23 protein-coding genes and 2 pseudogenes are annotated in these 24,322 nt (G+C 44.3%); 6 read left to right on the top strand and 19 right to left on the bottom strand.

Going from position 1 to position 24,322, the window contains the following annotated elements; genetic code table 11:
• Window positions 1-21 precede the first annotated feature (21 nt).
• From NYE53_RS03845 to NYE53_RS03785, 13 genes and pseudogenes are all read right to left on the bottom strand, one after another.
• Entirely contained in the window at window positions 22-564 is a 543-nt protein-coding gene (locus NYE53_RS03845; protein ID WP_339247353.1) for a GNAT family N-acetyltransferase, read from the bottom strand.
• A gap of 123 nt (window positions 565-687) precedes the next feature.
• Window positions 688-1,257, bottom strand: a complete 570-nt coding sequence (cotJC, locus tag NYE53_RS03840; protein WP_003233850.1) for a spore coat protein CotJC — start codon at window positions 1,255-1,257, stop codon at window positions 688-690.
• 14 nt (window positions 1,258-1,271) lie between these two features.
• The gene (gene cotJB / locus NYE53_RS03835) at window positions 1,272-1,535 is read right to left on the bottom strand and encodes a spore coat protein CotJB (protein WP_003219491.1); all 264 of its coding nucleotides are present in this window, start codon (window positions 1,533-1,535) and stop codon (window positions 1,272-1,274) included.
• Window positions 1,519-1,767, bottom strand: a complete 249-nt coding sequence (cotJA, locus tag NYE53_RS03830; protein ID WP_003219489.1) for a spore coat-associated protein CotJA — start codon at window positions 1,765-1,767, stop codon at window positions 1,519-1,521. The genes cotJB and cotJA overlap by 17 nt, the downstream gene beginning before the upstream one ends.
• Before the next feature lie 129 nt (window positions 1,768-1,896).
• Window positions 1,897-2,762: pseudogene (locus NYE53_RS03825) on the bottom strand (SDR family oxidoreductase); the annotation flags it as partial.
• Window positions 2,759-3,202 (bottom strand): nuclear transport factor 2 family protein, encoded by a 444-nt coding sequence (locus NYE53_RS03820; RefSeq protein ID WP_327828754.1) that lies wholly within the window; start codon window positions 3,200-3,202, stop codon window positions 2,759-2,761. The gene NYE53_RS03820 and the pseudogene NYE53_RS03825, both read right to left, overlap by 4 nt.
• A 79-nt stretch (window positions 3,203-3,281) precedes the next feature.
• Window positions 3,282-3,866: a TetR/AcrR family transcriptional regulator gene (locus NYE53_RS03815; RefSeq protein WP_339247348.1), complete on the bottom strand. Its 585-nt coding sequence runs from the start codon at window positions 3,864-3,866 to the stop codon at window positions 3,282-3,284.
• Between the two features lie 113 nt (window positions 3,867-3,979).
• Entirely contained in the window at window positions 3,980-4,402 is a 423-nt protein-coding gene (gene yeeK, locus NYE53_RS03810) for a spore coat protein YeeK (RefSeq protein WP_339247345.1), read from the bottom strand.
• A gap of 133 nt (window positions 4,403-4,535) precedes the next feature.
• On the bottom strand, window positions 4,536-5,255 hold the full coding sequence (locus NYE53_RS03805; RefSeq protein WP_003233863.1) for a YebC/PmpR family DNA-binding transcriptional regulator: 720 nt from the start codon (window positions 5,253-5,255) through the stop codon (window positions 4,536-4,538).
• Between the two features lie 159 nt (window positions 5,256-5,414).
• The gene (gene phrH / locus NYE53_RS03800) at window positions 5,415-5,588 is read right to left on the bottom strand and encodes a phosphatase RapH inhibitor PhrH (protein WP_038828348.1); all 174 of its coding nucleotides are present in this window, start codon (window positions 5,586-5,588) and stop codon (window positions 5,415-5,417) included.
• Entirely contained in the window at window positions 5,578-6,708 is a 1,131-nt protein-coding gene (rapH, locus tag NYE53_RS03795; RefSeq protein WP_339247341.1) for a response regulator aspartate phosphatase RapH, read from the bottom strand. The genes phrH and rapH overlap by 11 nt, the downstream gene beginning before the upstream one ends.
• 145 nt (window positions 6,709-6,853) lie before the next feature.
• Window positions 6,854-8,014: a lysozyme inhibitor LprI family protein gene (locus NYE53_RS03790; RefSeq protein ID WP_339247338.1), complete on the bottom strand. Its 1,161-nt coding sequence runs from the start codon at window positions 8,012-8,014 to the stop codon at window positions 6,854-6,856.
• Window positions 8,015-8,121: 107 nt separating this feature from the next.
• Complete coding sequence (locus tag NYE53_RS03785; RefSeq protein ID WP_339247336.1) at window positions 8,122-9,129, bottom strand: hypothetical protein; 1,008 nt, start codon at window positions 9,127-9,129, stop codon at window positions 8,122-8,124.
• 210 nt (window positions 9,130-9,339) lie between these two features.
• Between NYE53_RS03785 and NYE53_RS03780 the strand changes: the two genes are divergently transcribed.
• The 5 genes from NYE53_RS03780 (at window position 9,340) to NYE53_RS03760 (ending at window position 13,531) form a co-directional block, all read left to right on the top strand.
• Window positions 9,340-11,226 (top strand): T7SS effector LXG polymorphic toxin, encoded by a 1,887-nt coding sequence (locus NYE53_RS03780; RefSeq protein ID WP_336155608.1) that lies wholly within the window; start codon window positions 9,340-9,342, stop codon window positions 11,224-11,226.
• A 12-nt stretch (window positions 11,227-11,238) separates the two neighbouring features.
• Window positions 11,239-11,634 carry an immunity 22 family protein gene (locus NYE53_RS03775; RefSeq protein ID WP_336155607.1) on the top strand — a complete coding sequence of 132 codons (396 nt, stop codon included), beginning with the start codon at window positions 11,239-11,241 and terminating at the stop codon, window positions 11,632-11,634.
• An 84-nt stretch (window positions 11,635-11,718) separates the two neighbouring features.
• On the top strand, window positions 11,719-12,027 hold the full coding sequence (locus NYE53_RS03770) for a hypothetical protein (RefSeq protein ID WP_336155606.1): 309 nt from the start codon (window positions 11,719-11,721) through the stop codon (window positions 12,025-12,027).
• Between the two features lie 189 nt (window positions 12,028-12,216).
• Window positions 12,217-13,344: a Rap family tetratricopeptide repeat protein gene (locus tag NYE53_RS03765; protein ID WP_339247332.1), complete on the top strand. Its 1,128-nt coding sequence runs from the start codon at window positions 12,217-12,219 to the stop codon at window positions 13,342-13,344.
• The gene (locus tag NYE53_RS03760; RefSeq protein WP_003240078.1) at window positions 13,334-13,531 is read left to right on the top strand and encodes a hypothetical protein; all 198 of its coding nucleotides are present in this window, start codon (window positions 13,334-13,336) and stop codon (window positions 13,529-13,531) included. Before NYE53_RS03765 ends, NYE53_RS03760 begins: the two co-directional genes overlap by 11 nt.
• A gap of 231 nt (window positions 13,532-13,762) precedes the next feature.
• On the opposite strand, the gene rlmD is transcribed toward NYE53_RS03760, so the two are convergent.
• The 3 genes from rlmD to srfP form a co-directional block, all read right to left on the bottom strand.
• Window positions 13,763-15,148: a 23S rRNA (uracil(1939)-C(5))-methyltransferase RlmD gene (gene rlmD, locus NYE53_RS03755; RefSeq protein WP_339247330.1), complete on the bottom strand. Its 1,386-nt coding sequence runs from the start codon at window positions 15,146-15,148 to the stop codon at window positions 13,763-13,765.
• Window positions 15,149-15,403: 255 nt separating this feature from the next.
• A complete protein-coding gene (locus tag NYE53_RS03750; RefSeq protein ID WP_003233894.1) occupies window positions 15,404-16,315 on the bottom strand; it encodes a diacylglycerol kinase in 912 nt (303 codons plus the stop codon).
• Between the two features lie 322 nt (window positions 16,316-16,637).
• A complete protein-coding gene (gene srfP, locus NYE53_RS03745) occupies window positions 16,638-19,796 on the bottom strand; it encodes a surfactin resistance protein SrfP (RefSeq protein WP_014479080.1) in 3,159 nt (1,052 codons plus the stop codon).
• A 131-nt stretch (window positions 19,797-19,927) separates the two neighbouring features.
• Between srfP and NYE53_RS03740 the strand changes: the two are divergent.
• A pseudogene (locus NYE53_RS03740) lies at window positions 19,928-20,798 on the top strand (TetR/AcrR family transcriptional regulator).
• A gap of 14 nt (window positions 20,799-20,812) precedes the next feature.
• Here NYE53_RS03740 and gatB read toward each other — a convergent pair.
• The 3 genes from gatB to gatC are packed head-to-tail and all read right to left on the bottom strand — an operon-like array spanning window position 20,813 to window position 24,020.
• Window positions 20,813-22,243: an Asp-tRNA(Asn)/Glu-tRNA(Gln) amidotransferase subunit GatB gene (gatB, locus tag NYE53_RS03735; protein ID WP_003219444.1), complete on the bottom strand. Its 1,431-nt coding sequence runs from the start codon at window positions 22,241-22,243 to the stop codon at window positions 20,813-20,815.
• A 13-nt stretch (window positions 22,244-22,256) separates the two neighbouring features.
• Window positions 22,257-23,714 (bottom strand): Asp-tRNA(Asn)/Glu-tRNA(Gln) amidotransferase subunit GatA, encoded by a 1,458-nt coding sequence (gene gatA / locus NYE53_RS03730; protein WP_339247329.1) that lies wholly within the window; start codon window positions 23,712-23,714, stop codon window positions 22,257-22,259.
• Between the two features lie 15 nt (window positions 23,715-23,729).
• Window positions 23,730-24,020 carry an Asp-tRNA(Asn)/Glu-tRNA(Gln) amidotransferase subunit GatC gene (gene gatC, locus NYE53_RS03725; protein WP_003219442.1) on the bottom strand — a complete coding sequence of 97 codons (291 nt, stop codon included), beginning with the start codon at window positions 24,018-24,020 and terminating at the stop codon, window positions 23,730-23,732.
• Window positions 24,021-24,322 lie beyond the last annotated feature (302 nt).

Genomic DNA, 24,322 nt, shown 5'->3' with positions numbered 1-24,322 from the left:
AAAGCCCCCTGCAAAGGACGCTTATTCTGACGTAATCTCTTTCTCAAACAAATGATATCCGGACGCATCAGCACCCATGAATTCATATCCCATACGCCGATAAAAGGAATGCAGGGCGTCGCTATCAGCGACACAGTCAAGCCGGATCCGTGTTTTTCCCGGAAAGTGTATGCCCGTCTCCGCCCACTGAAGGACGCGGGCTCCAAGCCCCTGTCCCGCAAACCGGCGGCTTACTGCGAGGCGATGCAAATAAATGGACTCCTCATGCCCATCGTCTCCCCAAAGCGTCCGGTCCCACTCGCTCGGTTCAGGCAGCAGCATCACGACAGCCGCAAGCTCTTCATCTTTTTTAAACACAAACACATGTCCCTTTTCAATTGACCCCGTGATATCATGTATATCTTGCCCTTTCAGAAGTCCGCTCCATTGGTTAGAACCCCGATCTCGGAGCCATTCAGCTGTTCGGACGAGCAACCCGGTAATCGATTCTGCATCCTCATAGACGGCCGGACACGCGTAAAATCCATCTGCAATCGTTTCGTTCTCAATCTTAAAAGCTGACATAAAGGCCTCCCAATCAAAAAGTAAGCTTGCACACACCCTTGATTATAATGCAGACCAAACTGCAAAAACAGACCATTTTCTCTGTATGTAAAAGGGTGTATGAAAGAGAGGCCAATCTGCCTATTAGAAAATCTTCTTTTTATCCCGTTCTTCTTTTAAAATTTCAACCGCTTCCCTGAAGCGCATAGAGTGTACGATTTCACGCTCACGCAAAAAACGCAGGGAATCGTTTAAATCAGGATCATCCGAAATATCAATCAGCCATTGATACGTCGCCCGCGCCTTTTCTTCTGCGGCAATATCTTCGTATAAATCGGCAATCGGATCGCCCTTCGCTTGGATATAGCTCGCGGTAAACGGCACGCCCGCCGCATTGTGATAAAAAAGCGCGCTGTCGTGATTGACGTAATGATCGCCAAGCCCCGCTTCACGCAGCTGCTCCGGTGTGGCGTCTTTCGTTAACTTATAGACCATGGTCGCAATCATTTCCAAATGGGCAAACTCCTCCGTGCCGATATCTGTTAAAAGGCCGATAACCTTATCAGGAATCGTATAACGCTGGTTCAAATACCGGAGAGCTGCGGCCAGCTCGCCGTCCGCTCCGCCATACTGCTCAATCAAATACTTCGCCAGCGTCGGGTTGCACGTACTGACCTTGACAGGGTATTGCAGCTTCTTTTCATACACCCACATTCAGGCATTCCTCCTTATACTTGCCACGGCCATGGCCCTTTTCCCCAATCCCAATCCTTGCCCGCGGGGCTGTTGCCGAACTGCAGAAGCGGTCCGTAAGAGGATTCGAACTGTCTTTTTAAGTGCCTTGAATAGCCGGAATATTGATTGAATTGCTTCAGCGCATCTTCATCATGAGGATGTGTATTTAAATAAAGACTCAGCTCAACAAGCACAAAATCAGCAGCCTGTATTTGCTCTAGCTGACGATAATATTCGGCATCAACCTTTTTTGCCATGTGCGTCTCCCCCTCGATAAGGGTTTTCATAAAAATCATAGAGATCCTTCCAAAGGGTGCCTTTCCTCAAAGCCTCCATCGGCGAAAACTGCTCCATGTGCTCAGGCTGAAAGGTCATATAAAGGTTAGGGGGCGTTCTGTAATATTTCTTCCCTATAGGCGGACAGGGATCAAAACGGCTGTGAAAGGGCGTATATGATTTGACAGGCGTAAACGGCTGCATATCCTTCATTCCGGCTCCTCCTTTCTCAAAAACAATGACCTTAATAGGTATGAGGCAGGGGGCATGATTATGACTGAAACACGGCTTAGCTTTTTCAATAAGAAGACCTTCGGAAAAGCCGAAGGTCTTTCTAGACTATTCAGTCCAAAATGAGGTCAGTGTTTCCAATATGCAGCATGAGCAGCCGCAAACTCTGACAGCGAACGAGGTTCTTTTCCCGTCACACGCTTCACTGTATCCGTTACCCGATGTTCCGCACCATGGCTGATTGCCTCATCAAGCTTCGCCATAAAATGGGCATAATCCGCGGGCAAACCTCCTGCCTCCATTTTATGCTGCAGCTCGGAACGAGAAATGCTGACATGCTCCACCCGGCGTCCTGCCGCTGCACTGATCATCTCTGCCGCTTCGGCATAGCTCAGCGCCTCGGGTCCTGTCAGGATATGATGTGTCTGATGAGGGACGGCATCAGTCAAAGCACGCACGGCTGTTTCTGCAATGTCATCAGCATCAATGAATCCTAGCTTTCCCTCGCCCGAAGCCGTGATGATGCGCCCCTCAGTTTGAATCGACATTCGATGCTGGACATTGATGAAATTTTGCATAAAGTATGAAGGCCGCAGCACCGTCCATTCTGGAAACTCACGCACTGCCTGATGAAGCGCGCCAAACACGGGACCATTCTCAGGGACAACAGACGCACTTAGCATCACTACACGCTTTGCACCGAGACGCTTTGCCTCCTTTAAAAAGGGGAGCACATAGGGAGCCGGATCAAATACACCGACCGGAGCAACAAGATAGATCTGTTTTACCTGTTCCAGAGCAGGCGTAAAACTGGAGGCGTCCTTCCAATCAAAATACACATACTCAGCATCAGCAAGCGCGCCCTTTTTCCGGCTCGCAATACGCACCCTGTGCCCCAGCTCTATTAAACGGCTGGCGATTCGGCTGCCGACTGTGCCGGTCCCGCCCGTGATTAAAATCGGATTCTGTTTCATCATTTTCCACTCTCCTCTGTTTGCAATAATGATCCTCCAAAGGCCTCTTTTACAACAAGCGGATTCCAATAATCCCTATAACGCACAATGCGGCCGTCTCTCGTTTCGATGACACTGATATAGCTTTGGCGATAAGGCAGTCCAGTCTCAATCACATGCCCGTCACATTGAAACTCCGCAATCATCGTATTCGAGTCCGCTGAACGGTACACTGTCGGAGCCGTAAATGAAGAAAGATGGATCTGCTTAGGATAATCCTTAATATAATCGTAAATAGCCGCTTTTCCTTCTATTTTTTTTGGCGATCCCTCTGGCGCATAAGGAAACTCAAATACAGCATTCTCATCCCAAAGCTCCGTCCAGCTCTTCATGTCCTTCTCAAGCATATAAGCCATAAACTTTCTCAATGTTTCACATGCTTTTTCAAATTCATTCATCAACATTCATCATCACCTCTTTTTTTATTTTCAGACCATTCAGTCCAAAAAATACACACATGGGCAAAGAATTCTTTACCACATGTTAATCAAGCACTGATAAACTCACGTCAACATGGTCCTGAAGACGATCCATATCTGCCGTCACTTTTGCAATAAATGTCAGTGACAGCCTGCTCTGATTCAGGTACCGGGCGAGCGCAGATATATCATGATCTTCGCCATTCAATTCTCCTTGATCCTTCGCCCTTAAAAGCGCCTGATAAAAAGCGTCCTCAAGCTGCTTGGATTGTCTTTCAAAATACAGGGCAAGCTCAGGGTCATGCGGAATCTGTTCAATCGCGCTGTTAATGATATAGCACGCCTTCGCCCGTTCAGGGTCCCTCAGAGCATTGACACCTTCCTGAAAAATATCACGAATGGCTTCCTTTACAGATCCTGGCGCTTCAAGCCTTTCCATAACGGCAGTGTTTTTCCCTTCAAGATATGTTTTCACAGCTGACAAAAACAAATCACGCTTCGTGCCATACGTATCATACAAACTTTGGCGCGCAATCCCTAAATGAGAGAGCAGATCCTGAAGAGACGTTCCTTCGTAGCCATACTCTCCAAAAACCTCTATCGCTCTGTGAAGAACAAGTGCCGTATCAAATTCTTTATTCCTCCCCAAAAGACGATCACCTCCTGAAACAAATGTTACCATTTTCCAGACTGAACAGTCAAGAAAAAAGATAAAAAACACTCTTGATCTGCAAGAGTGTCCTCTTTATACCATCATCTTCTTTATTTATAACCTTCTTTTCCCCAGTGGCCCATATGGTGGTGATGGTGGCCATAATGACCATCATGATGGTGATGATAATTATCCTTTCCAACATGGTGATGATGGTGATGAAGATTATCTTTTCCATCATGATGATGGTGGTGATAATAGTGGTGATGCCCATCATTTTCATGGTGCATGTTCGGATAGCTTCCAGTTCCCGGAGAGCCTCCATAGCCGCCGCTTGGGTAACCGCCGGATCCTCCGTACGTTCCATATCCCGGATAGCCGCCGACACCTCCATGTATGCCGTGATCTGGGTAGCCTCCATACATGCCAAAGCCCGGGTGGCCTCCATACATGCCATAACCCGGGTGGCCAATACCAAAGCCCTGATAATGACCAAAACCAGGTCCGCCATACATATGTCTTGTATCAGTCATATTCACTCTCTCCTTCACATAGGTTACAGTCCAGAGTATGAGAATATCTTATAGATCGTATAGGCGGCCGCCTACATACAGCTAAAACAATTTCCAGGACAAAAAAAGCAGGCCATAACAGCCTGCTCACTCCTTACTCACCTAAATCAACGTTATGATATACCTGCTGAACATCTTCCAAATCTTCTAATGCATCAATCAATTTTTCAAACTGTTCCTTTGCATCATCCGGAAGCGTTACTTCACTTTGCGCAAGCATTGTCAGCTCCGCTACTGTAAATTCCTCGACACCCGCGTTTTTAAACGCCTCTTGCACCGCATGGAATTGATCAGGCTCAGCATATACGATCACGCTGTCATCCTCTTCTAAAATGTCACGTACATCAACATCCGCTTCCATCAGGATTTCAAGCGCTTCGTCAGCAGTTTTGCCTTCCACACCGATTACAGCCGTCGCGTCAAACATGTAAGCAACAGATCCGCTCACACCCATGTTTCCGCCGTTTTTCCCGAACGCCGCACGCACTTCCGGCGCCGTACGGTTTACATTATTCGTCAGCGCATCAACGATAATCATTGATCCATTCGGCCCGAAGCCCTCATAACGAAGCTCATCGTAATTCTCTTCCGCTCCGCCCTTCGCCTTCTCGATCGCACGTTCAATGATGTTTTTCGGCACGCTGTAAGTCTTCGCACGCTCAAGCACAACCTTCAGCGCCTGGTTGGATTCCGGATCAGGCTCGCCCTGTTTCGCCGCCACATAAATCTCACGGCCAAACTTCGCATAAATTCGACTCGTATTTGCGTCCTTAGACGCCTTCTTCTCTTTAATATTGTTCCACTTACGGCCCATGATGTTCCACTCTCTTTCATATATATCAATCTAAATACTGTTATTCACTTTATCCATTATACCTCAAATGGTTTAGTTGTTTCGAGTGTCTTGCGTTAGAAATAGAAGGAACGCCGCGATGTGGAAAATGGAACGTCTTCCGTAAAGCAAGAAAAAGCCCTAGCTAAGGGCTTTCTTCTGATCACTAAGTTTGTAAGGGGAATGATCGATATACGTCGTATTTCGATCTGTTGTTTCCTTAAATCCGCCGGAGTTTGTCAGGAATGGAAACGACATGCTTCCGAAAACTAGAGTAACAGCCAGGCACATCATCACTTTTTTCTTAATAGGCATATAAACACTCTCCTTTTAGAATATCTTCTTGGGCTTTCAGCACTTTCCGATAAAACGCAGCGGCTTGTTCAAAGTGACAGCTGCTTTCAAAAACAGCGGCAGCACTCCGGGCACATGCTTCAATGTAAGCGTGCAGGTTCTTTTTTTCGAAATAGCTTAAAAGATCATGAATTTTTCGTTCATCAACAGTCTCCTTGTACACGGCCTGCAAGAACAGAAACAATTCTTTATAAAATTTGTGAGAACGTGCTGTGATATGGTCTAATCCTTCCTCTATGAACTGAAACGCCTTCTGTGTTTGGCCAGCTTTACATAATGTCCAGCTTAATCCAAACAAGACTTTCGGAAGCAGATCAGGCACTTTCTCTCTGCTTACTTCCGCCGCTTTTTGGAAATGTTCTACAGCCATCTGATCGTCTCCTGATCTGTCATAGCTGTTCGCGATGTTCAATAGAGAAATGGCGATAAACCTGTCATTTTGAATGTCCATTGCCAATTCCAGCGCCGCCTCTAAATGCGGGAGCGCTTTATCATAATGTTTGAAATCATCATAGTTGCCGGCGATCACAAACAAGCTTTGTATCGTTCTAATGCTGTATAGGGGATTTTTTTGATAAATGTCTAAGGCTTGAAGAATATGATGCATCGACACATGGGTTTGCTTCATGTGATAATACGCTTCGGCCACTTTAAAATGGAATTCCGCTTTCTCAATTTCATCTGACACAAACGGCAGTTCTTTCTCCGCCTCGCGATAATACCCGATCGCTTCCACATATTCTTTTTGATCAAATTCATACATGCCGCGGAAAAACAAAGAGTAATATTTCAAAAGGCCTGTGAGTTTTTTCTGAGGGGTCTCAATCGTTTCAAGAAGCTCTGTCACTGTAGGGCGATTCCCGTATGTTTGTCCCGGCTCCAAATAATCAAGCATCAGCTGGTGACGAAAACACATCAGAGAATAATAGATCAGTAAATCCTGGTCTTCTTCCATTTGCTGAATGTCCTGCTCAACCTCCGCTTTCAGAACCTCAGCATCCGGAACACTGAACTGGCGAATCATCTTGTACCATTCATTAATCTTAACACCGACACGCGAAGACGGTATGGCTTGACTCAACGGCTTCCCTCCTTCTCTATGAGATATGTCATATTCTATCAATCCCAAATTTTGAAAACAACACAGAAGGAAGAAATTGTTTTTTCATCCTGTCAATTTGTTTTTCTCCGCAAAAAAGACCCTTTACGCAAGGGTCTTTGTCATTCTATTTCATATACGTATTCACGAGCTCGTAACAGCGCTCTTTCGTCTGTTTGGCAAGCTCTTCCGTTTGGACGACTCGGGATAATGAACCGCCGCCCTCCTCATCATATCGTTTCTGGGCCGCAGCATCCCTATCCTTTATCCATTGGCGCTGTTTCCCTTTTAATGCCGCCATGTCTGAAGCAGAAAGCTGATTTTGCAGCACGCCGTATATCTCGTTCAGCAATCCGTCCCACATTTGATAATTATAACCGTAATCCTCAATCATCTGATAATCACTTTGATAGTCATTGTGCTTTTCTTTCTGTTCTGTCGCTGACAATTTGGCAGCATAATCTACTTTTGTGCTTCCCGTTGTCTGCTCACTGCTCTGTGTATCCGCTGTATCGGGCGATGCGGTTTCCGCAGTCTTCTGAGCTGTCTCTTGCTCCGGGGCCTCAGTCTCGTTTTCATTATCACTTACCAGACTGGTATCCTTTGAGCTGATCGCTGCCTTTCTTTCCCCATTTGAACTTTTCACATTGAAAAGATAAGCTGTTCCGCCAGCAGCCTTCGATTCATAGGACTTCACAAATTCCGCCGTTTCACCGTTTCTAGACAGAATCGTTTTCGCTTCTTCTTTTGTCAGCTTGATATCATCCCCTTGAAGCGACTTGCTGTCCCATTTGTTGATCTTCCAATCGCCATCTTCCTTCACCAATTCAAACGTCCATAACGTGCCCATATTGTTTAATTCTGTTGCCGGATCTATTGATGAAGCCTCTATCTTATTCTTGTTCTGTTCATATGTAAAACGCACATCAAAATCAGTGCCGGGTTGAAAAGGAGCATCACACTCGCAAAAGTACTCCCCAGCCAAATCCTTTAAGGTCTGATCTGCAAACGTTTCTGTTGCATAAGGCAGCACACTAGGCCGCAGCTTGTTGAAATCCGCCTTGTTTGCCGTGCTCCAGCCGTTTTCTTTTCCCGCTTTATCAAATGCATTAAAGATCGAATCAATATCGTTTTTCAAAGCTGATTTTACTTCCTGCTCCGTCAGTTTCGCAACGCTAGCTTTCTTCACGGCTTGCTTTTCCTGATTTTTATCAGAAGCTCCGCTATCAGAACACGCTGATAAAAGAAATAAAATAGATAAAAGCAGCGCACCCAATTTATAACTCATCGTCTCTCTCACCCTTCTGCTCTCTCATGGTAGCTTTCTCATTTTATAGGTCTTTTGCAGGTTTGTACATTTGATTTTTACATAGGCAGAAAGAGACTGAAATGAGCTTACTCAACCACCACAAAATCCTGCACCTTCACCTGTTCCTCAGGCAAATCAAACTGATAAAGCTTCTTCTTAGAATGGATATCAAACACACCCACATACCCGCCGATGCCCTTTTTATGCTCTTCCTGGGCAACTATATACAATAGATTCCCCTTAAACTTCGCCTCCATATAAGGGAAGTTCAAGCTGTATGTGTGAAAAGAAAAATCCTTCAAATATTCCAACAAGTTCGCCTCACCCTCTTTGTCCTCGTACGTAACGTAAAAACTGCCGCTTTCTTTGTCATAGTATACGGTATCAGCGTATTTAAGATCATCAGGATACGGAATATATGTCGTTTTCCATGTCCCTTTTTCAATCACAGTCAATTTATGATCCGAACTCGCGACAATAAATTCCTCCGATTCTGCGAATTGATCAGCGTACGAGGCTAAACTCAGGGTCTCAATCATTTCCTCTGTTTTTCTGTCAATCACGTAAATAGCCATGCTTTGAATAATATAAATATAGTTCTCATCACTGGCCCCCATCGTGACAAGCGAAGGCAAGGTAAGGCTATATTCCTTTTTCGTTTTTCTGTCGTTTATGTGGATCTCATTTCCCGTCGTATCAACATTATAGGCCTTAACAGAGACATCCTTCCCCTCATACCAAAACGCAAATGGATCTGACAGCAGATGCTCTTTGATCGCATCCTTCTCCAGCGTGTAGTAAAAAGGCTCGTGTTCCGCTAATAGTACAAGGTCTGTTGATGCATAAGATTTCGTTTGAATATAAGGCACATCCGCCACCTTGAACGTGCGCCTGTTAAACCGTTCACCTGTAGAGGTTGAAAGCAGCACGCTTTCTTTTATGAAAGGATTGGAGTAGATAAAAAAGATCCGGTCTTCTTTGGGGTGAATGGTGGAAGATTGGACAGGAATACTGTCTTTATTGCGTAACTGAACAAACAGTATGATGCATACCATTAACCCTAATAAACCAAATGTAATCCATTTTTTCTTCATCACCATGCTCCTTAAAAAATAATATAGAATACAAACTTCCAAAAAATGTGTAGCGACAATACATTTCGATCATGTTTCTGCCAATCCCTCCACGAATAAAGACACATGCCAAATGACTCATTTTTCCACTAAAACACGTTCTCACACCCACCATCATCCCACACCGTGGTAAAATTTTGATATTGAGTGAACAAAAGAAGGGAAATGGTCATGAAAGTATTTGAAGCGAAAACACTGCTTTCGGAAGCGACAGACCGTGCAAAAGAGTACAAAGAACTAAGAACGCAAATGGTCAACTTGAGAAAAGCGTTAAAAGGAGTCGCTGATCTCAGTGACAGCGAATTCTCAGGAAAAGGCGCCAGCAATATCAAAGCATTCTATCACGACCACGTCGGCGTCACAGACCAGTGGATCGACTACATCGACATGAAAATCGCATTTTTCAACAGCATCGCCGGAGCCGCCGAAGACAAAGGCCTCTCAGACGCATACATCGAAGAATCCTTCCTGGAGCACGAACTGGCAAATGCCCATAAAAAATCAAAATCCATCATGTCCGAACAGAAAAAAGCGATGAAAGACATCCTGAACGATATCGACGACATCCTCCCGCTCGACCTGTTTTCAACAGAAACCTTTAAAGACGAGCTGGCCGATGCCAACGACAAACGCAAAAAAACACTGGAAAAATTGGACGCCTTGGACGAAGACCTGAAGACAGAATACGCCCTGTCAGAACCAAACGAACAATTCATTAAATCCGACTTCCAAAAGCTCCAAGAAGCAACAGGCAAAGGCAAAAACGCCACACCCATCCACTACAACGCCAAAGCGTACCGTGAGAGCGACATACATAAGAAAAAAGGCGACATTGAAAAGCGGACTGAGGCTTACTTGAAGATTAAGAAAGAGGAAGCGAAGGAACGCGAGATTGAAAAATTGAAGAAAAAGCTTGCGGATGGGGTATCTGACCCTGATGAATATTTAGAAATTGCGAAGAAGATTGGGTATGAGAACCTTGAGCCTGCACAGTTACAGTATGTGGTGCAGCTTGAGCAAGCAAAACAGCTCGAAGAAGTTGGTGAAACCACATGGGAAGTTCTGAAAGGAGTTGGAGTCGGTCTCTACGATGTCGCTAAGGATACTGTGACTGGTGTTAAAGATTTAGCTGTCGGAGCGTGGGAGTTTTCCCAGCTCTCCGAAGAACAAAAATTAGCCAAAACAATTTCAACTGTATTGAAGACACCTTCTTATGCAAAAATCATATGGACAAACATAGCAGATTCATGGAATGATAAAATGGTTAACGGTGATGCATACTCACGATCTCATTATATTACCTATGTGGTCGGGAGCCTCGTCGGACTAAAAGGTGCTGGCTCTGTTGTGAAAGTAACAAGTAAACTTGGTAAAGCAGGTGCTGCCAAAATCGATAAAGTGCTTGAAGCTGGAGAAAAAGCTACTACTAAACATGTAAAGACAGGGATCCAGAAAACAAAAGATTTCAGCAGTGCTTTAAAAGGTAAAAATCAAGTCGCTTTTGCAGGGATTGCTCAGGATATTGAGAATACGCATAATGTAAAGAATACATCGCTTCTGAAAAAAGAAATTGAAGAACAGAAATCAAATGCATTGCAAAAAACTGAAAGAAAAACACAGAACATAAAGAAACCTAGAAAAACAATAATTCCTACAGTAAAAAGTGGTGAATTTAATAATTGGTTCAACTCATTAACAACGAAGCAACTTGATGAGCTTTGGACAGATAAGAAAGTTAGAAGAGCAATTGAAAGACAATTGAGAGCACCCGGCGGCATGCACGAATGGCATTTAGTTTCTCGGGCCCCTACTTTCAAACATTGGGGAGTTACAGCTGAACAAATTAGAGATTTAAGAACTGCCATAAACAAAGTCGAGTTTGTGAATCCAGTTGGTAAACACGGAGGATTGGGTTCAACCGCTGCTCATAATGAATTGCTAGGAATTATTGATTCATCCTTAAACTATAATATGTTTGTCCGAAGATTAAATAATTGGGCGAACTATAGGCTAAAAGGTGGAGCGGCAGCACTGCCAGAAGGATTAAGGACTAAATAATAGGAGGTTAATATGGAACGTCAAAATTTCGTATCATTGTGGATTGGAAGTATAAATGATGATGAATCATTAAGTAAATATGTTGAATTAGATTACAATGAGGATGAAGGTGATTTTCTTCCTTCCCAATTTTTAATTGATTTTGATATAGATATAGATGAATTAGATGAAGATTTTATAGAAAAAGTTGCACATGAAAAAAATTGTAATAATTTATCTGAACTAATTGGCGGCTGTTCGTACGATAGTGTCATCTTACCTCGATTTGAGAAAATAGTAGGTACCGCAATTCCTGAACACATCAATGCTGCTGTTCTTTTATATAATTTTGAATATGACGGCAGGGAGAAAGAAATAAACGATAAAAACTATTCATTTAAATTTATTGGTGCAGTATCCTATGTTTAAGTAAAAAATTCTAAATAAATATGAAGCCCTCTTACTCGAGGGCTTTATTTTTATCTCATCTCACTTTATAAAAGAAGCATCACCTTGACAGTAAGAAAAGAATTAATAAAACAAATTAATTTAACAATCACAGCAATAAAAACAAACAATCAAAAGAATCCAACTCCAATGGTGAAAAACATATTAAAAAGATATGAAGAGGCAAAAGAATTTATCCAACATTCAACAAAGGAACAATTCGAAGAAGACCTCTCTAAAGTTAAAAATAAACTAGATACTCTGACAAGAGCATATCTAGAATCAGCTAACGACTACATGAATCCGATGCTCAAAGAAATGCATAAGACAGAAAAACTGCTAAAAGAGTATGACGAAACTACTACTCAGTCGTAATAACCGCAATCCTAACTTCACGAATTGAGTTTCCGCTAACCTTCACAAAACCAAATATAACGCAAAACACCCAAACTCCCTTTTGCGGACAGCACCGAAAATTTTTTTTGCGTTCGCTCAACCCCTTCCTATTAAATTTCTGTATTGATAAAATTTACATAATTAGTGAGAAGAGGAAGGGTGAGAAGTTTGGGCACGATTTCGTCTCCGCACGTTGGGATAAAAATTAATGAATGGAACCGGCATATTCAAAAGTTTAATGTGACAGATGCTGAAATGCTTAAAGCTGAGATCGAACGGAACATTGACATCATGGAAGAAGACCAAGACCTCTTGATTTACTATCAGCTCATTGCATTTCGCCATCAGCTTATGATTGACTATGTGATTCCATCTGAAGGAAACCAAATGGAGTTATCAGAATATTCAAAGAGAATTGAAGACAGCAACAGAAAGATGGAGAAACTCGTTGAATACTACTATTACTTTTTTCAAGGGATGTATGAATTCAAAGAGGGCAATTTCTTAAGTGCCATTACATTCTATCAAAAAGCGGAAAACACAATTCCCTATATTTCAGATGAAATTGAGCGGGCGGAATTTTATTTTAAAATGGCTGAAGTGTTTTATCATATGAAACAAACCCACGTATCCATGCACTATTCTTCTCAGGCGTATAACATCTATAAAACGCACGATCTTTACTCAGTCCGCCGCATACAATGCCATTTTGTGATCGCAGGTAACTACGACGATTTAGAAAGTCATGAAAAGGCACTCCCTCACCTCGAGCAGGCGCTAAAAGGCGCACGACTGCTTGAAAGCAAAAACAAGCGGATTTACGGCCAAGCTTTATTCAATATCGGAAATTGTTACCTTAAAATGGGCGAATTGACGAAAGCAGCAAAATATATGGAGAAATCGATACTCCAATTTAAAAAATCAAATTTCAACAACTTGACACAAGCTTACCACGATTTAGCCTTAATTTATTTTCTTCAACATAAACAAGACCAAGCAATGGATTGTTTCAGAAAAGGCGTACGCTTCGCATGTAAATTCGGCGATAACCTATTTAAAATCATGTTTGAAGGATTGCAGGCGCTGTTTATCAAAAAAGGAGAAGCATCCATTTTATTAAATGTTTTCAACAAATTAGAGACATCCCAAGGATATCCTTATATGGAAGAGTTGGCATTATTAGCCGCAAAGTTTTATACTGAAATTGGGCAGATGGATGATTCTGTTATCTGTTTCAAAAAGATGGTTCATGCCCGCAAACAAATTCAGAGAGGGGATTGTTTGTATGAAATTTAAACTGACTTTGTGCGCTGTAATTGCTTTGATCGGTGTAAGCTTTATCAGTTCTTCCTTAGGAAATGAAGTAAACGTAGCATCCAGAAACATGACAAGCAAAGCTGCAAACGATTCAACGAACTCCCTAGCAGACAAAGCCATCTTTGACAAGGAAATGACGATTGCAGAAAACGGAACGCTTGGTTAAGGACAAGACGCAGCTTAGGCTGTGTCTCTTTTTCTGAAGAAATAGGTGACAAGGTGATAGAATGTTGATGTTCAAGATGCTGATTAACTTCTGCTTGAAATCCACAAAACGATGACCTCACTTGAGTGGTATATCTAAAATTAGTGATCTAACTATAAAATTATTCAAGAAAAACCATGAAGTTTAGCCTTTCCAGTTATAACAATCAAAAAAGGCAACAACCCCCAAGGGTTAGTTGCCTTCTCTAAGTTTAAGCACAGCCACACACTCCACATGATTCGTATGCGGAAACATATCCACAGGCTGCACTTCGCGCGTCTCATACCCGCCATCCTCAAGCACCCGCAAATCCCTCGCAAGCGTGCCAGGATTACAGGAAACGTACACCACTCGCTTCGGTTTCATCTCCACAATCGTCCGCAGAAGAGCTTCGTCGCAGCCTTTTCTTGGCGGATCGACGACTAGCGTATCGGCCGTGATGCCTTCTTCATACCATTGTGGAATCACGGTTTCCGCTTCCCCGACCGCGAACTCTGCGTTTGTGATGCCGTTTAGTTCGGCATTTCGTTTGGCGTCTTCAATTGCTTCTGGCACAATCTCAACGCCGTACACTTTTTTCGCCTGCTTTGCCAGGAAGAGAGAAATCGTTCCGATGCCGCAGTAGGCGTCGATGACGGTTTCTTCACCTTGCAGCTCTGCGTACTCAAGTGCTTTGTCGTACAGCACTTTTGTTTGCTCCGGGTTGACCTGGTAGAACGATCTGGCGGAGATGGCGAATTTGACATCTCCAATGAGGTCGTAGATGTATTCTTCGCCCCAGATGACGTTTGTTTCGTTTCCGAAGATGACGTTTGTTTTGTTTGGGTTGATGTTTTGCACGATGGATTTGACGTGCGGGAATTGCGCTGTGATGTCTTCGATGATCTTCGCTTTATGCGGGAAATCGCTTGTTCTTGTGATGAAGACGATCATCATTTCGCCCGTAACAACGCCGTATCTGACCATGATGTGGCGGAGCCAGCCTTTGTGGCGTTCTTCATTGTAGGCTTTGACACCGTATTTGGCGCAAATGTCTTTGACGGCTTGGACGGCTTCGTCGTTTTTGGATTGCTGGATCAGGCAGGCGCTCATATCGATGATGTCATGGCTTCTTTGCTGATAGAATCCGGCGACGAGTCCGCCTTCCCGTTCTCCTACCGGCACCTGTGCTTTGTTTCTGTAGTTCCACGGGTCTTCCATGCCGAGTGTCGGGTGCACGGTGACGTTTGACAGGTTCAGCTTGCCGATGCGTTCTAAGACGTCTTTGACTTGTTTCTGTTTAAACAGGAGCTGGCCTTCGTAGGTCATGTGCTGAAGCTGACAGCCTCCGCATTGCTTGTAAATCGGGCATGGGGCGTCCGTTCTATGCGGGCTTTCTTCCTTCAGCTCAATCAAGCGTCCGAAAGCAAAACCTTTTTTTACGCGGGTCACTTTGATTTGGGCTTTTTCTTCCGGAAGAGCGTTCGGCACGAATATCGGGAATCCCTGAACCTTTGCGACGCCCGCTCCTTCGTGGGTCAAATCCTCAAATGTCACGTCGTAGTATTCGTTTTTTTCTACTGGGGGTTTCATTTTCATGTATGTTCACCTCTTGTTTTAAGCGAAAGAAAAACTTGGCCTATTCAAGCAAAGTTTCAGCGTGTAGGCAAACCTTCGCATTTGTTGTCAGGCCTGTGCCTCGGTGTTCACGAATTCAACATTCGCTGTGCTCCGATGCTCGCCCTTCCTAGACTTCAAAGGTTTTCAATCACGCTGAAAAGATGACAAAATCCTAAAACGAAAACTGTTTTAGGATTTTGTCAACATTCTGAGCTTGGCTTACAAAGCCAAGTTTTAGTCATCCAGCTGTTCCGCTTTCTCCTTCGGCATGACGACGTGAATGTGCCGGTACAGATTCACGAATTCGCCCGGCAGCATGCCGCCGTACTCGCCGTCCAGGTTCAGCTGCATCTTTTCTGATACATTGACTTTCACGCGGTTCGCTTTTGTATAAATAATGTGCTGGTCGTTGATATGTTCGCCGCGAAGCGCCATCGTGGCGACCCTGATAAATTCAGCAAGGTTTGCTTTCTTTAATATCATCAAATCAAACATGCCGTCATTCAGGCTGGAATCCGGCGCGAGTTTTTCGAACCCGCCGACGGAATTTGTCAGCGTGACCAAAAACAGCATGATTTCACCTTGAAACAGCTTGCCGTCATATTCAATCTCGACTTCTGTCGGACGAAGTGAAGGCAGCATTTCCATTCCTTTTAAATAATAAGCAAGCTGGCCTAGCATTGTTTTGAGTTTGCTTGGCACGTCGTACGTCAGCTCTGTCAGACGGCCTCCTCCGGCGATATTGATAAAATACTGGCCGTTGACCTGTCCGATATCAATCGGGCGGGCGACGCCGTTAATGACCGTATCTGCCGCTTTTAAAATATCCTCTCGCGGAATGCCGAGCGCTCTGGCGAAGTCGTTCGTTGTGCCGACAGGAATCACACCAAGTGTCGGACGGTTGTCTAAAGGCGCAAGCCCGTTGACGACCTCGTTGATCGTTCCGTCTCCGCCTGCCGCAATGATCAGGTCAAACTCACGCAATGCCGCTTCCTTGGCAGCGTGTGTAGCGTCTCCTGCGCATGTTGTCGCATGGGTGGAGGTTTCATAGCCGGCTTGTTCAAATTTTTGCAGGACCTGGGCAAGATGCTTTTTAAAGATCTCCCGTCCTGAAGTCGGATTGTATATTATGCGTGCACGTTTCATTATCTCATCATCCTACTTAAGAGTATCCGATCCATTTTTACACTAACAACCTTTAATTATACTATGAGTTAAAAAAATCGCAACAAAATGTACATAATCTTACAGGTGAAAACGCACAAAAGCTCAAAACTGATTCTTGTTTTGAGCTTTTGTCATCCTTAACATTCTTTCAGCTTGATTGAAAACCCTTGTAGTCTAGGAAGGGGGAGCATTGGAGCGGAGCGAATGTAGAATTCGTGAGCACCGACGCGCAGACCTGACAACGAATGCGAGGGTTTTTCAACAAGCTGAAAGCCCCAGCAGAGCTGAGGCTTTTTGTTTTTTACTCTTCTTCCGTTCCAGGTTTTTTCTTGCGGAACTTCGCCAATACTTCATATACGATTGGCACGATCAAGAGCGTCAGAAGTGTTGAACTGATTAAACCGCCGATAACCGTGACGCCGAGTCCTTTTGAAATGACCTGGCTTCCGCCTTCGAAGCCGAGGGCTAATGGAATCAAGGCGCCGATTGTCGCAATGGCTGTCATCAGGATCGGACGGAGTCGTGTAGAGCCGGCTTCCAGGAGCGCTTCTCTCGTAGACAGGCCTTCCGCTTCCTTATGAATCACGCGATCAATTAAGACAATGGCATTCGTGACAACGATACCGATCAGCATGAGCATACCGATCATTGCGTTCAGACTGATCGTTTCACCTGATACGTAAAGTCCGACCAGGGCACCGATGACTGTGAACGGCAATGAGAACAGAATCGCAAATGGCGCTAGTGCTCCGCCGAAGGTAATCACGAGCACAAGGTAAACGATCGCTATTGCTGCCAGCATCGCTAAACCGAGCTTCGTGAAGGAATCAGCGATATCCGCTGATACGCCGCCTGTATCAATCGATACGTTATCAGGATGGTCAAGCTTATCAATTTTCTTCTGGATAGCAGCTGATACGGCTGTGACATTGTCAGATGTAACCTCACCTGTGACATCCGCATAGACTTTTCCGTCACGTTTTGACACGGTATCTGATGTTGATCCTTCTTTCACTTTTGCCACATCGCCGATTTTGACTTCCTGGCCAGTCGCGGAAGTGATCTTTTTATTCTCTAAATCTTTCACACTCTTATACTCGTCTTTTTCTGTCTTAATGTTCACATCAAGCTCTTTGCCGTCTTTTTTCACTGTGGTGAGCGGTTCTTGCGATGTTTGTGACATTAAGGCCTGAGAAATTTGAGACGCAGTTAAACCGAGTTTGCTTAGTTTTTCTTGGTCAGCGACAAATGTGTACTCATCATATGTGCTGGAAAGGCCTGAATTTACGTTTTTCAGATCCTTTTCATCTTTCATGATTTTTTCAATGTCTTTGACCGTGTCTTTAATATCGTTTTCAGAATCGCCATACACATAGTATGTTAATTCGTTGTTATTGCCTGAAGAGCTGAAGTCCTGTGACTTCCATTCTCCGCGGTCAGATTGCTTTTGGATTTCCTTCAGAACGTTATCTTTTTCTTTATCAAAGTCAGGCGTGTCGCTTTCATATTTGATATAGAATAACGCACCGTTAGAATCTCCTCCGGCAAGCGGGCTGCCAGAGCCTAATGAATACTGAACCGTATCGACATGCTTGCGGTCAAGCAGGATTTTTTCCGCTTTTTCAGCTTCATTTTCGGCTTCTTTTTTCGTTTCACCCGGTTCTGGGCTGTATGTGAGCTGCATCGTTTTTTCTTCCTCGGACGGCAGGTAGCTGGCACCGATTAACGGTACGAGGAACAAGCTTCCAAGGAGCATCAGAACAGCGATGATAGACGTGATCCATTTGTGGCTCAGCGCCCAGTTCAATACTTTTTTATAGATGTTTGCAAGTCTGCCAGGTTTGTGTTCTTTCGCTTTAATCGGCGCGCCCGTTAATGATTTTTTGAACAGGCTGTGTGCGAGCATCGGCACAAGCGTGATTGAAATCACCAGGGATGCGGCAAGCGCAAAAACAATCGTTAAGGCAAATGGAATAAACAATTCACCGATTTGTCCGCCAACAAGTGCGAGCGGCAGGAATACCGCAATTGTCACGATCGTCGATGACATGATCGGTTTAAACATTTCCTTCGTCGCTTCACGAACCAAGGCTTTTCCGCGGAGCGGCTCGTCTTTGAGTCTCATTCGGCGATAAATGTTCTCGATGACAACAATGGAGTCATCGACTACACGTCCGATGGCAACGGTCATTGCGCCGAGCGTCATAATATTCAATGTGATATCAAGCTGCTGCAGTACAAGGAGTGCGATCAGCAATGATAATGGAATTGAAACAACAGAAATTAATGTTGATTTGATATCTCTTAAGAATAAGAGAATAATCACAATCGCAAAAATAGCACCGAAGATGGCTTTGCTTAACATCGTGTCAACTGACTGTGTGATCGGCTCCGCCATGTCGAGAGTTGCGCTGTAATTGAAGCCTTTATGGTCTTCTTTGAACTTCTTCAGCTCAGCTTTGACATTGTCGGCAACCTCTACCGTATTCGCATCGTTTGCTTTGACGATATTGATGCCGATGCTGTCTTTGCCATTTGTGCGTGAAACAGATTCAGCTTTTTTCACATCTTTAATTGTGGCAATGTCAGAAAGCTTGACCGTCGGCACTGCTGTGCTTGCGCTTTGCTGCGCCTGTGCTGCCGCTTGCGCGCTTTGAGCTGCTTGAGCACTCTGCGCACCCGCTTGAGATGCTGCGCTGCTGCCTGCACTTGAAGCAGATGCCGTCGGGATTCTCATATTCTTCAAATCTTTAATTGTTTCAATATCGCCGCTGACGACGACAGATTTTTCTTCATTTCCGAATGTGTACAATCCAAGCGGAGTTGTCACATCTGAACCTTGAATCACTTGCTTGACTGTATCTTCATCAAGGCCGTATTCTTTCAGTTTGTCTTCTTTGAAAGAGAATTCAACCTCTTCCACCTGCTGGCCTGATACTTGGACGGACGCAACACCTTCTATGCCTTCAAGCTTAGAAACGAGGCTGTCCTCCACTTGTTTCGTTAGCTCTTGCAGGTTATCTTTATCACTGGACACGCTCAGCGTCAGAATCGGGAATGAGTTCAAGCTGTAGCGTGAAATCTCCGGATCCTTCGCGTCATCAGGCAGGTTGACGTTTTCTAACGCTTCAGCTGCTTCTGTTTTCGCTTTGTCCATATCTTTCTCATAATCATATTCAATCATGACCGACGATGCGTTTTCATAGGACGTCGAAGTCACAACACTGACACCGTCCAAGTTCTGCACGGCTTGTTCAACCGGTTTGGTCACTTCATCAGCCACTTGGCTTGGTGTCGCACCCGGATATGTCGTGCTGATCGTCAAGTAAGGCATGTTCACGTCAGGAATAGACTCTTGCTTCATATTCATACCCGCATACAAGCCGGCTGCCGTTACAATAATCGTCATCAGCCATACGGCGAATTTGTTTTTCAGAACGAAATTAATAACGTGATTCATCATATCCTCCATTACATTTTTTATTGACTGACTGGTCATTCTATATAATACTAAACGTTATAACGCAACAACGTCAACTCATATACCAGAAAATTTTACTAAATTTTTCAAGGATTAAGGGGAAGCACGTCATGAATGAAAAAAAAGAGAGAATCATAAAAACCAGCATTCGTTTATTTGCGAAAAAAGGATTCGCAGCTACGACGATCCAAGAAATCGCCAGTGAATGCGGCATTTCGAAGGGCGCTTTTTATTTGCACTTCAAATCGAAAGAAGCGCTGCTGTTATCTGCCTGTGAATATTATATCGGTATGTCTATGAACAAAATGAAAAATATAGAAGAAGATCTCGCCGGAAAGCCGCCTAAAGAAGTTTTGAAAAAACAAATTGGCGCTCAATTTGAGGATTTTCGTGATCATAAAGATTTTATCGTACTTTTGCTTACCGAAAATATCATTCCGGAAAATCAAGAAATCAAGCAATACTTTTACAAAGTAACCATGGAGACGGATAAGCTGTACCGGAACGCCTTGCTGTCATCCTATGGAAAAGGAATCGAGCGGTATGTCGCAGATCTGTCCATTATGGCAAGAGGCATTGTGCATTCTTATATGAACGTGATGGTATTTAACGGTGAGCTTAATATCGATGCAGAAGAAATCTCAGCCTTTATTATTGAGAGACTGGATGATCTTGTACAGGGGCTGAGCCGTTCTGCACTCAATCCGATTGTATCAAAAGACATTTTCAACCCGATGCCTGCGGGAAAAGACCAGCTGCTTGAGGACATTCAGAAAGTGAAAGAAAACAGCACGCTGCCCGAGGATATCACCGTATCACTTGATGTTATCGAGGAAGAATTGACTCAGGATAAACCGCGCAAACCGATTATTAAAGGCATGCTGTCCAATTTGACCGGAACCAACGACAAAGAAGTTGAAAGGCTTCGGGCCCTCATCTCTGTCTTTATCTCAATTTGACCATAAAAAAAGCAGCCTCTAAGGGCTGCTTTTTTATTAGCGTTTTTTAATTTCTTCAAGCAGAATTTTGTTGACCATCGGCGGGTTGGCTTGTCCTTTGGACGCTTTCATAATCTGTCCGACTAGGAAGCCGATCGCGCGGTCTTTTCCGTTTTTAAAGTCTTCGATTGATTGAGGATTGTTGTCAAGCGCCTCAGTGACAAGCTTCAGAAGCACGCCTTCGTCAGAAATCTGAACAAGGCCTTTCTCTTTCACAATCTTCTCAGCGTCGCCGCCTTTTTCAATCAATTCTTTAAACACTTTCTTCGCAATCTTAGAAGAAATGGTTCCTTTTTCAATCAATTTGATCATGCCGGCAAGGCCTTCAGGTGTCAGGGCAACGTCGGCAAGCTCTTTTTGTTCTGCGTTTAGGTAAGCTGACACTTCACCCATCAGCCAGTTAGACGCTTGTTTAGCTTCAGCGCCTTTTTGAACGGTTTCTTCGAAGAAATCAGCCATTTCTTTTGTCAGCGTCAGAACCATCGCGTCATATGCAGGCAAGCCAAGCTCTTCGATATAACGCTTGCGGCGCTCATCCGGAAGCTCAGGAATGCTTGCTTTTACGCGTTCCTTCCATTCATCATCAATGTAGAGCTCGACTAGATCCGGCTCTGGGAAGTAACGGTAGTCGTCAGATCCCTCTTTGACACGCATAAGAATGGTTTTCTTCGTTGCTTCATCATAACGGCGCGTTTCCTGCTGGATGACGCCGCCGGAAAGAAGAACCTGCTCCTGGCGTTTTTCTTCATGCTCAAGGCCTTTTTGAACAAACGCAAAGGAGTTCAAGTTTTTCAATTCAGTTTTTGTGCCGAATTCCTCTTGCCCGATCGGACGAAGAGAGATATTGGCGTCACAGCGAAGTGAGCCTTCTTCCATTTTACAGTCAGAAACGCCTGTATACTGGATGATGGATTTCAGCTTTTCAAGATACGCGTACGCTTCTTCCGGCGTGCGGATGTCCGGCTCTGATACGATCTCAACAAGCGGCGTTCCTTGACGGTTGAAGTCAACAAGAGAATAGCCGTCGCCCGTATGCGTCAGTTTTCCAGCATCCTCTTCAAGGTGAAGGCGCGTGATGCCGATGCGTTTTGTTTTGCCGCCGACTTCAATTTCGATCCAGCCGTTTTCGCCGATTGGCTTATCAAATTGAGAAATCTGATACGCTTTCGGGTTGTCAGGATAGAAATAGTTTTTGCGGTCAAACTTCGTATCCGTTGCGATCTCACAGTTGAGCGCCATAGCGGCTTTCATTGCGAATTCAACGGCTTCTTTGTTCAGAACAGGCAGGACGCCCGGATATCCGAGGTCAATAACGCTTGTCTGCGTATTCGCCTCCGCGCCGAATGGCGTTGGAGAGCTTGAGAAAATTTTTGATTTTGTTTTTAACTCAACGTGGACTTCAAGTCCGATTACCGTTTCAAAGTTCAATTCTTTTCACCCCTTACAGTTCAGGTTTTGCTTTATGATGGTCTGTCGCTTGTTCAAATGCATGAGCAACGCGGTATACAGTGCTTTCATCAAAGTGTTTTCCGATGATTTGCAGGCCGAGCGGAAGTCCGTCTGCTAATCCGCATGGCACGCTGATTCCCGGTACGCCGGCAAGGTTGACCGGAATCGTTAAGATATCGTTTGCGTACATTGTGAGCGGATCCTTCGTGTTTTCACCGATTTTAAACGCAGGTGTCGGTGTAGTCGGTCCAACAATAACATCATATTTTTCAAATACGTCTTCGAAGTCCTTCTTAATCAACGTACGCACTTTTTGCGCTTTTTTGTAGTACGCATCGTAGTAGCCTGAGCTTAAAGCAAACGTTCCAAGCATGATGCGGCGTTTAACTTCATTTCCAAAACCTTCAGCGCGCGTTTGCTTGTAAAGGTCGATCAGGTTATCCGCATTGTCTGTGCGGTAGCCGTAGCGGATGCCGTCAAAGCGTGCAAGGTTCGCTGACGCTTCAGAAGATGACAGCAGGTAATATGTCGCAAGCGCGTATTTACTGTGCGGAAGAGACACTTCTTCCCATGTAGCGCCGAGACCTTCAAGGACTTTCAGCGCTGCCAGGACAGATTCTCTCGCTTCTTTGCCGACACCTTCACCAAGGTATTCTTTCGGAACGGCGATTTTCAGTCCTTTGATGTCGCCAGTTAATGAAGAAAGAAAATCAGGCACGTCCACATTTGCACTCGTGGAGTCCATTTTGTCTACGCCGGAAATCGCTTGAAGTAAAAACGCGTTATCCTCAACCGTACGTGTAATCGGTCCGATTTGGTCTAATGAAGACGCAAATGCGACCAGTCCGTAACGAGATACACGTCCGTATGTAGGTTTTAAACCGACAACGCCACAGAAAGATGCCGGCTGACGGATGGAGCCGCCTGTGTCAGATCCAAGAGAAAACGGAACTTCTCCCGCAGCAACCGCAGCTGCAGATCCGCCGCTTGAACCGCCGGGAACTGTATCCAGGTTCCAAGGGTTTTTCGTCAGCTTGTAAGCTGAGTTTTCTGTAGATGATCCCATGGCGAATTCGTCCATGTTCAGTTTTCCGATTGTGACCGCTTCAGCGTCTTGAAGGCGCTGAACGACAGTAGCGTCATAGATCGGATCAAAGTTTTCGAGAATTTTGCTGGAGCAAGTTGTACGCAGCCCTTTTGTTACGATATTATCTTTTACGCCGATCGGCATACCAAAGAGAAGACCATGCTCAGAACGGCTGTCAACCGCCTCATCAAGTTCTTTCGCATACGCGCGCGCTTTTTCTTCATCTAATGCCAAAAAGGCTTGTACCTTATCATCTACAGCTTGAATGCGTTTATAAGATTCATCGACCAGGTCAGAAATCTTAATCTCTTTTTTATGTATGAGCTGTTTTAATTCTGTGATTTTATGATCAAATAATGACATTCTTGTGTCCCTCCTTTAGTCCAGAATTGATGGCACACGAATATAGCCGTCTTTATGGTCAGGCGCATTTTTCATGACATCCTCAACCGGAAGACCTTTACCCGCTTCATCTTCTCTCATGACATTTTTCATTTTCAGCACGTGAGTTGTAGGCTCCACATTGTCTGTGTTAACCTCATTAAGCTCCTCGGCAAATGAAATGATACTGTCGAGCTGTTCAGTGAACATTTTTGCTTCTTCTTCAGTAATCGCAAGTCTTGCAAGGTGCGCAACGTGCTTTACTTCTTCTATTGAAATTCGTGACATATGATCCACCTCCACATATTTCTCCGTTAAGTCATATAATACTGATCATATCAAAAACAAGCCCTTTAAAGCAACAAAACGCCTTGAGACAGGCCTGTGTTTTCGAAACAATACCCTATATATTTTATACTAAAATGAGGAGAAGGAGAAACGAAACATTTTTCTGAATATTTTTACTTTAATTATTTATTGAAAGCGTTTTATTCTTTATTCCCTTCTAGGTTTGCAACGGTTTTCCCCGCTCATGATCAAGGTTTCATTGCTTGAATGGCCGGGAATACTTTGTTAGGTTAAGTTACCAA

The organism is Bacillus sp. FSL R5-0523, from assembly GCF_037975295.1.
GTDB classification, from domain to species: Bacteria; Bacillota; Bacilli; order Bacillales; family Bacillaceae; genus Bacillus; species Bacillus subtilis.
The sequence above is the reverse complement of the archived record's forward strand: the minus strand, read 5'-3'. Positions and strand labels throughout refer to the sequence as shown.

Excerpts from the sequence above, each read along its gene's own strand:
- NYE53_RS03760 (WP_003240078.1), top strand. The coding sequence starts at position 13,334 with ATGAAATTTAAACTGACTTTGTGCGCTGTAATTGCTTTGATCGGTGTA.
- gatA (WP_339247329.1), bottom strand. The coding sequence starts at position 23,714 with ATGTCATTATTTGATCATAAAATCACAGAATTAAAACAGCTCATACAT.
- NYE53_RS03750 (WP_003233894.1), bottom strand. The coding sequence starts at position 16,315 with ATGAAACGTGCACGCATAATATACAATCCGACTTCAGGACGGGAGATC.
- NYE53_RS03790 (WP_339247338.1), bottom strand. The coding sequence starts at position 8,014 with ATGAGTTATAAATTGGGTGCGCTGCTTTTATCTATTTTATTTCTTTTA.
- NYE53_RS03785 (WP_339247336.1), bottom strand. The coding sequence starts at position 9,129 with ATGAAGAAAAAATGGATTACATTTGGTTTATTAGGGTTAATGGTATGC.
- NYE53_RS03805 (WP_003233863.1), bottom strand. The coding sequence starts at position 5,255 with ATGGGCCGTAAGTGGAACAATATTAAAGAGAAGAAGGCGTCTAAGGAC.
- cotJA (WP_003219489.1), bottom strand. The coding sequence starts at position 1,767 with ATGAAGGATATGCAGCCGTTTACGCCTGTCAAATCATATACGCCCTTT.
- cotJC (WP_003233850.1), bottom strand. The coding sequence starts at position 1,257 with ATGTGGGTGTATGAAAAGAAGCTGCAATACCCTGTCAAGGTCAGTACG.
- phrH (WP_038828348.1), bottom strand. The coding sequence starts at position 5,588 with ATGCCTATTAAGAAAAAAGTGATGATGTGCCTGGCTGTTACTCTAGTT.
- NYE53_RS03780 (WP_336155608.1), top strand. The coding sequence starts at position 9,340 with ATGAAAGTATTTGAAGCGAAAACACTGCTTTCGGAAGCGACAGACCGT.
- cotJB (WP_003219491.1), bottom strand. The coding sequence starts at position 1,535 with ATGGCAAAAAAGGTTGATGCCGAATATTATCGTCAGCTAGAGCAAATA.
- NYE53_RS03775 (WP_336155607.1), top strand. The coding sequence starts at position 11,239 with ATGGAACGTCAAAATTTCGTATCATTGTGGATTGGAAGTATAAATGAT.
- NYE53_RS03820 (WP_327828754.1), bottom strand. The coding sequence starts at position 3,202 with ATGTTGATGAATGAATTTGAAAAAGCATGTGAAACATTGAGAAAGTTT.
- yeeK (WP_339247345.1), bottom strand. The coding sequence starts at position 4,402 with ATGACTGATACAAGACATATGTATGGCGGACCTGGTTTTGGTCATTAT.
- gatC (WP_003219442.1), bottom strand. The coding sequence starts at position 24,020 with ATGTCACGAATTTCAATAGAAGAAGTAAAGCACGTTGCGCACCTTGCA.
- srfP (WP_014479080.1), bottom strand. The coding sequence starts at position 19,796 with ATGAATCACGTTATTAATTTCGTTCTGAAAAACAAATTCGCCGTATGG.
- NYE53_RS03845 (WP_339247353.1), bottom strand. The coding sequence starts at position 564 with ATGTCAGCTTTTAAGATTGAGAACGAAACGATTGCAGATGGATTTTAC.
- rlmD (WP_339247330.1), bottom strand. The coding sequence starts at position 15,148 with ATGAAAATGAAACCCCCAGTAGAAAAAAACGAATACTACGACGTGACA.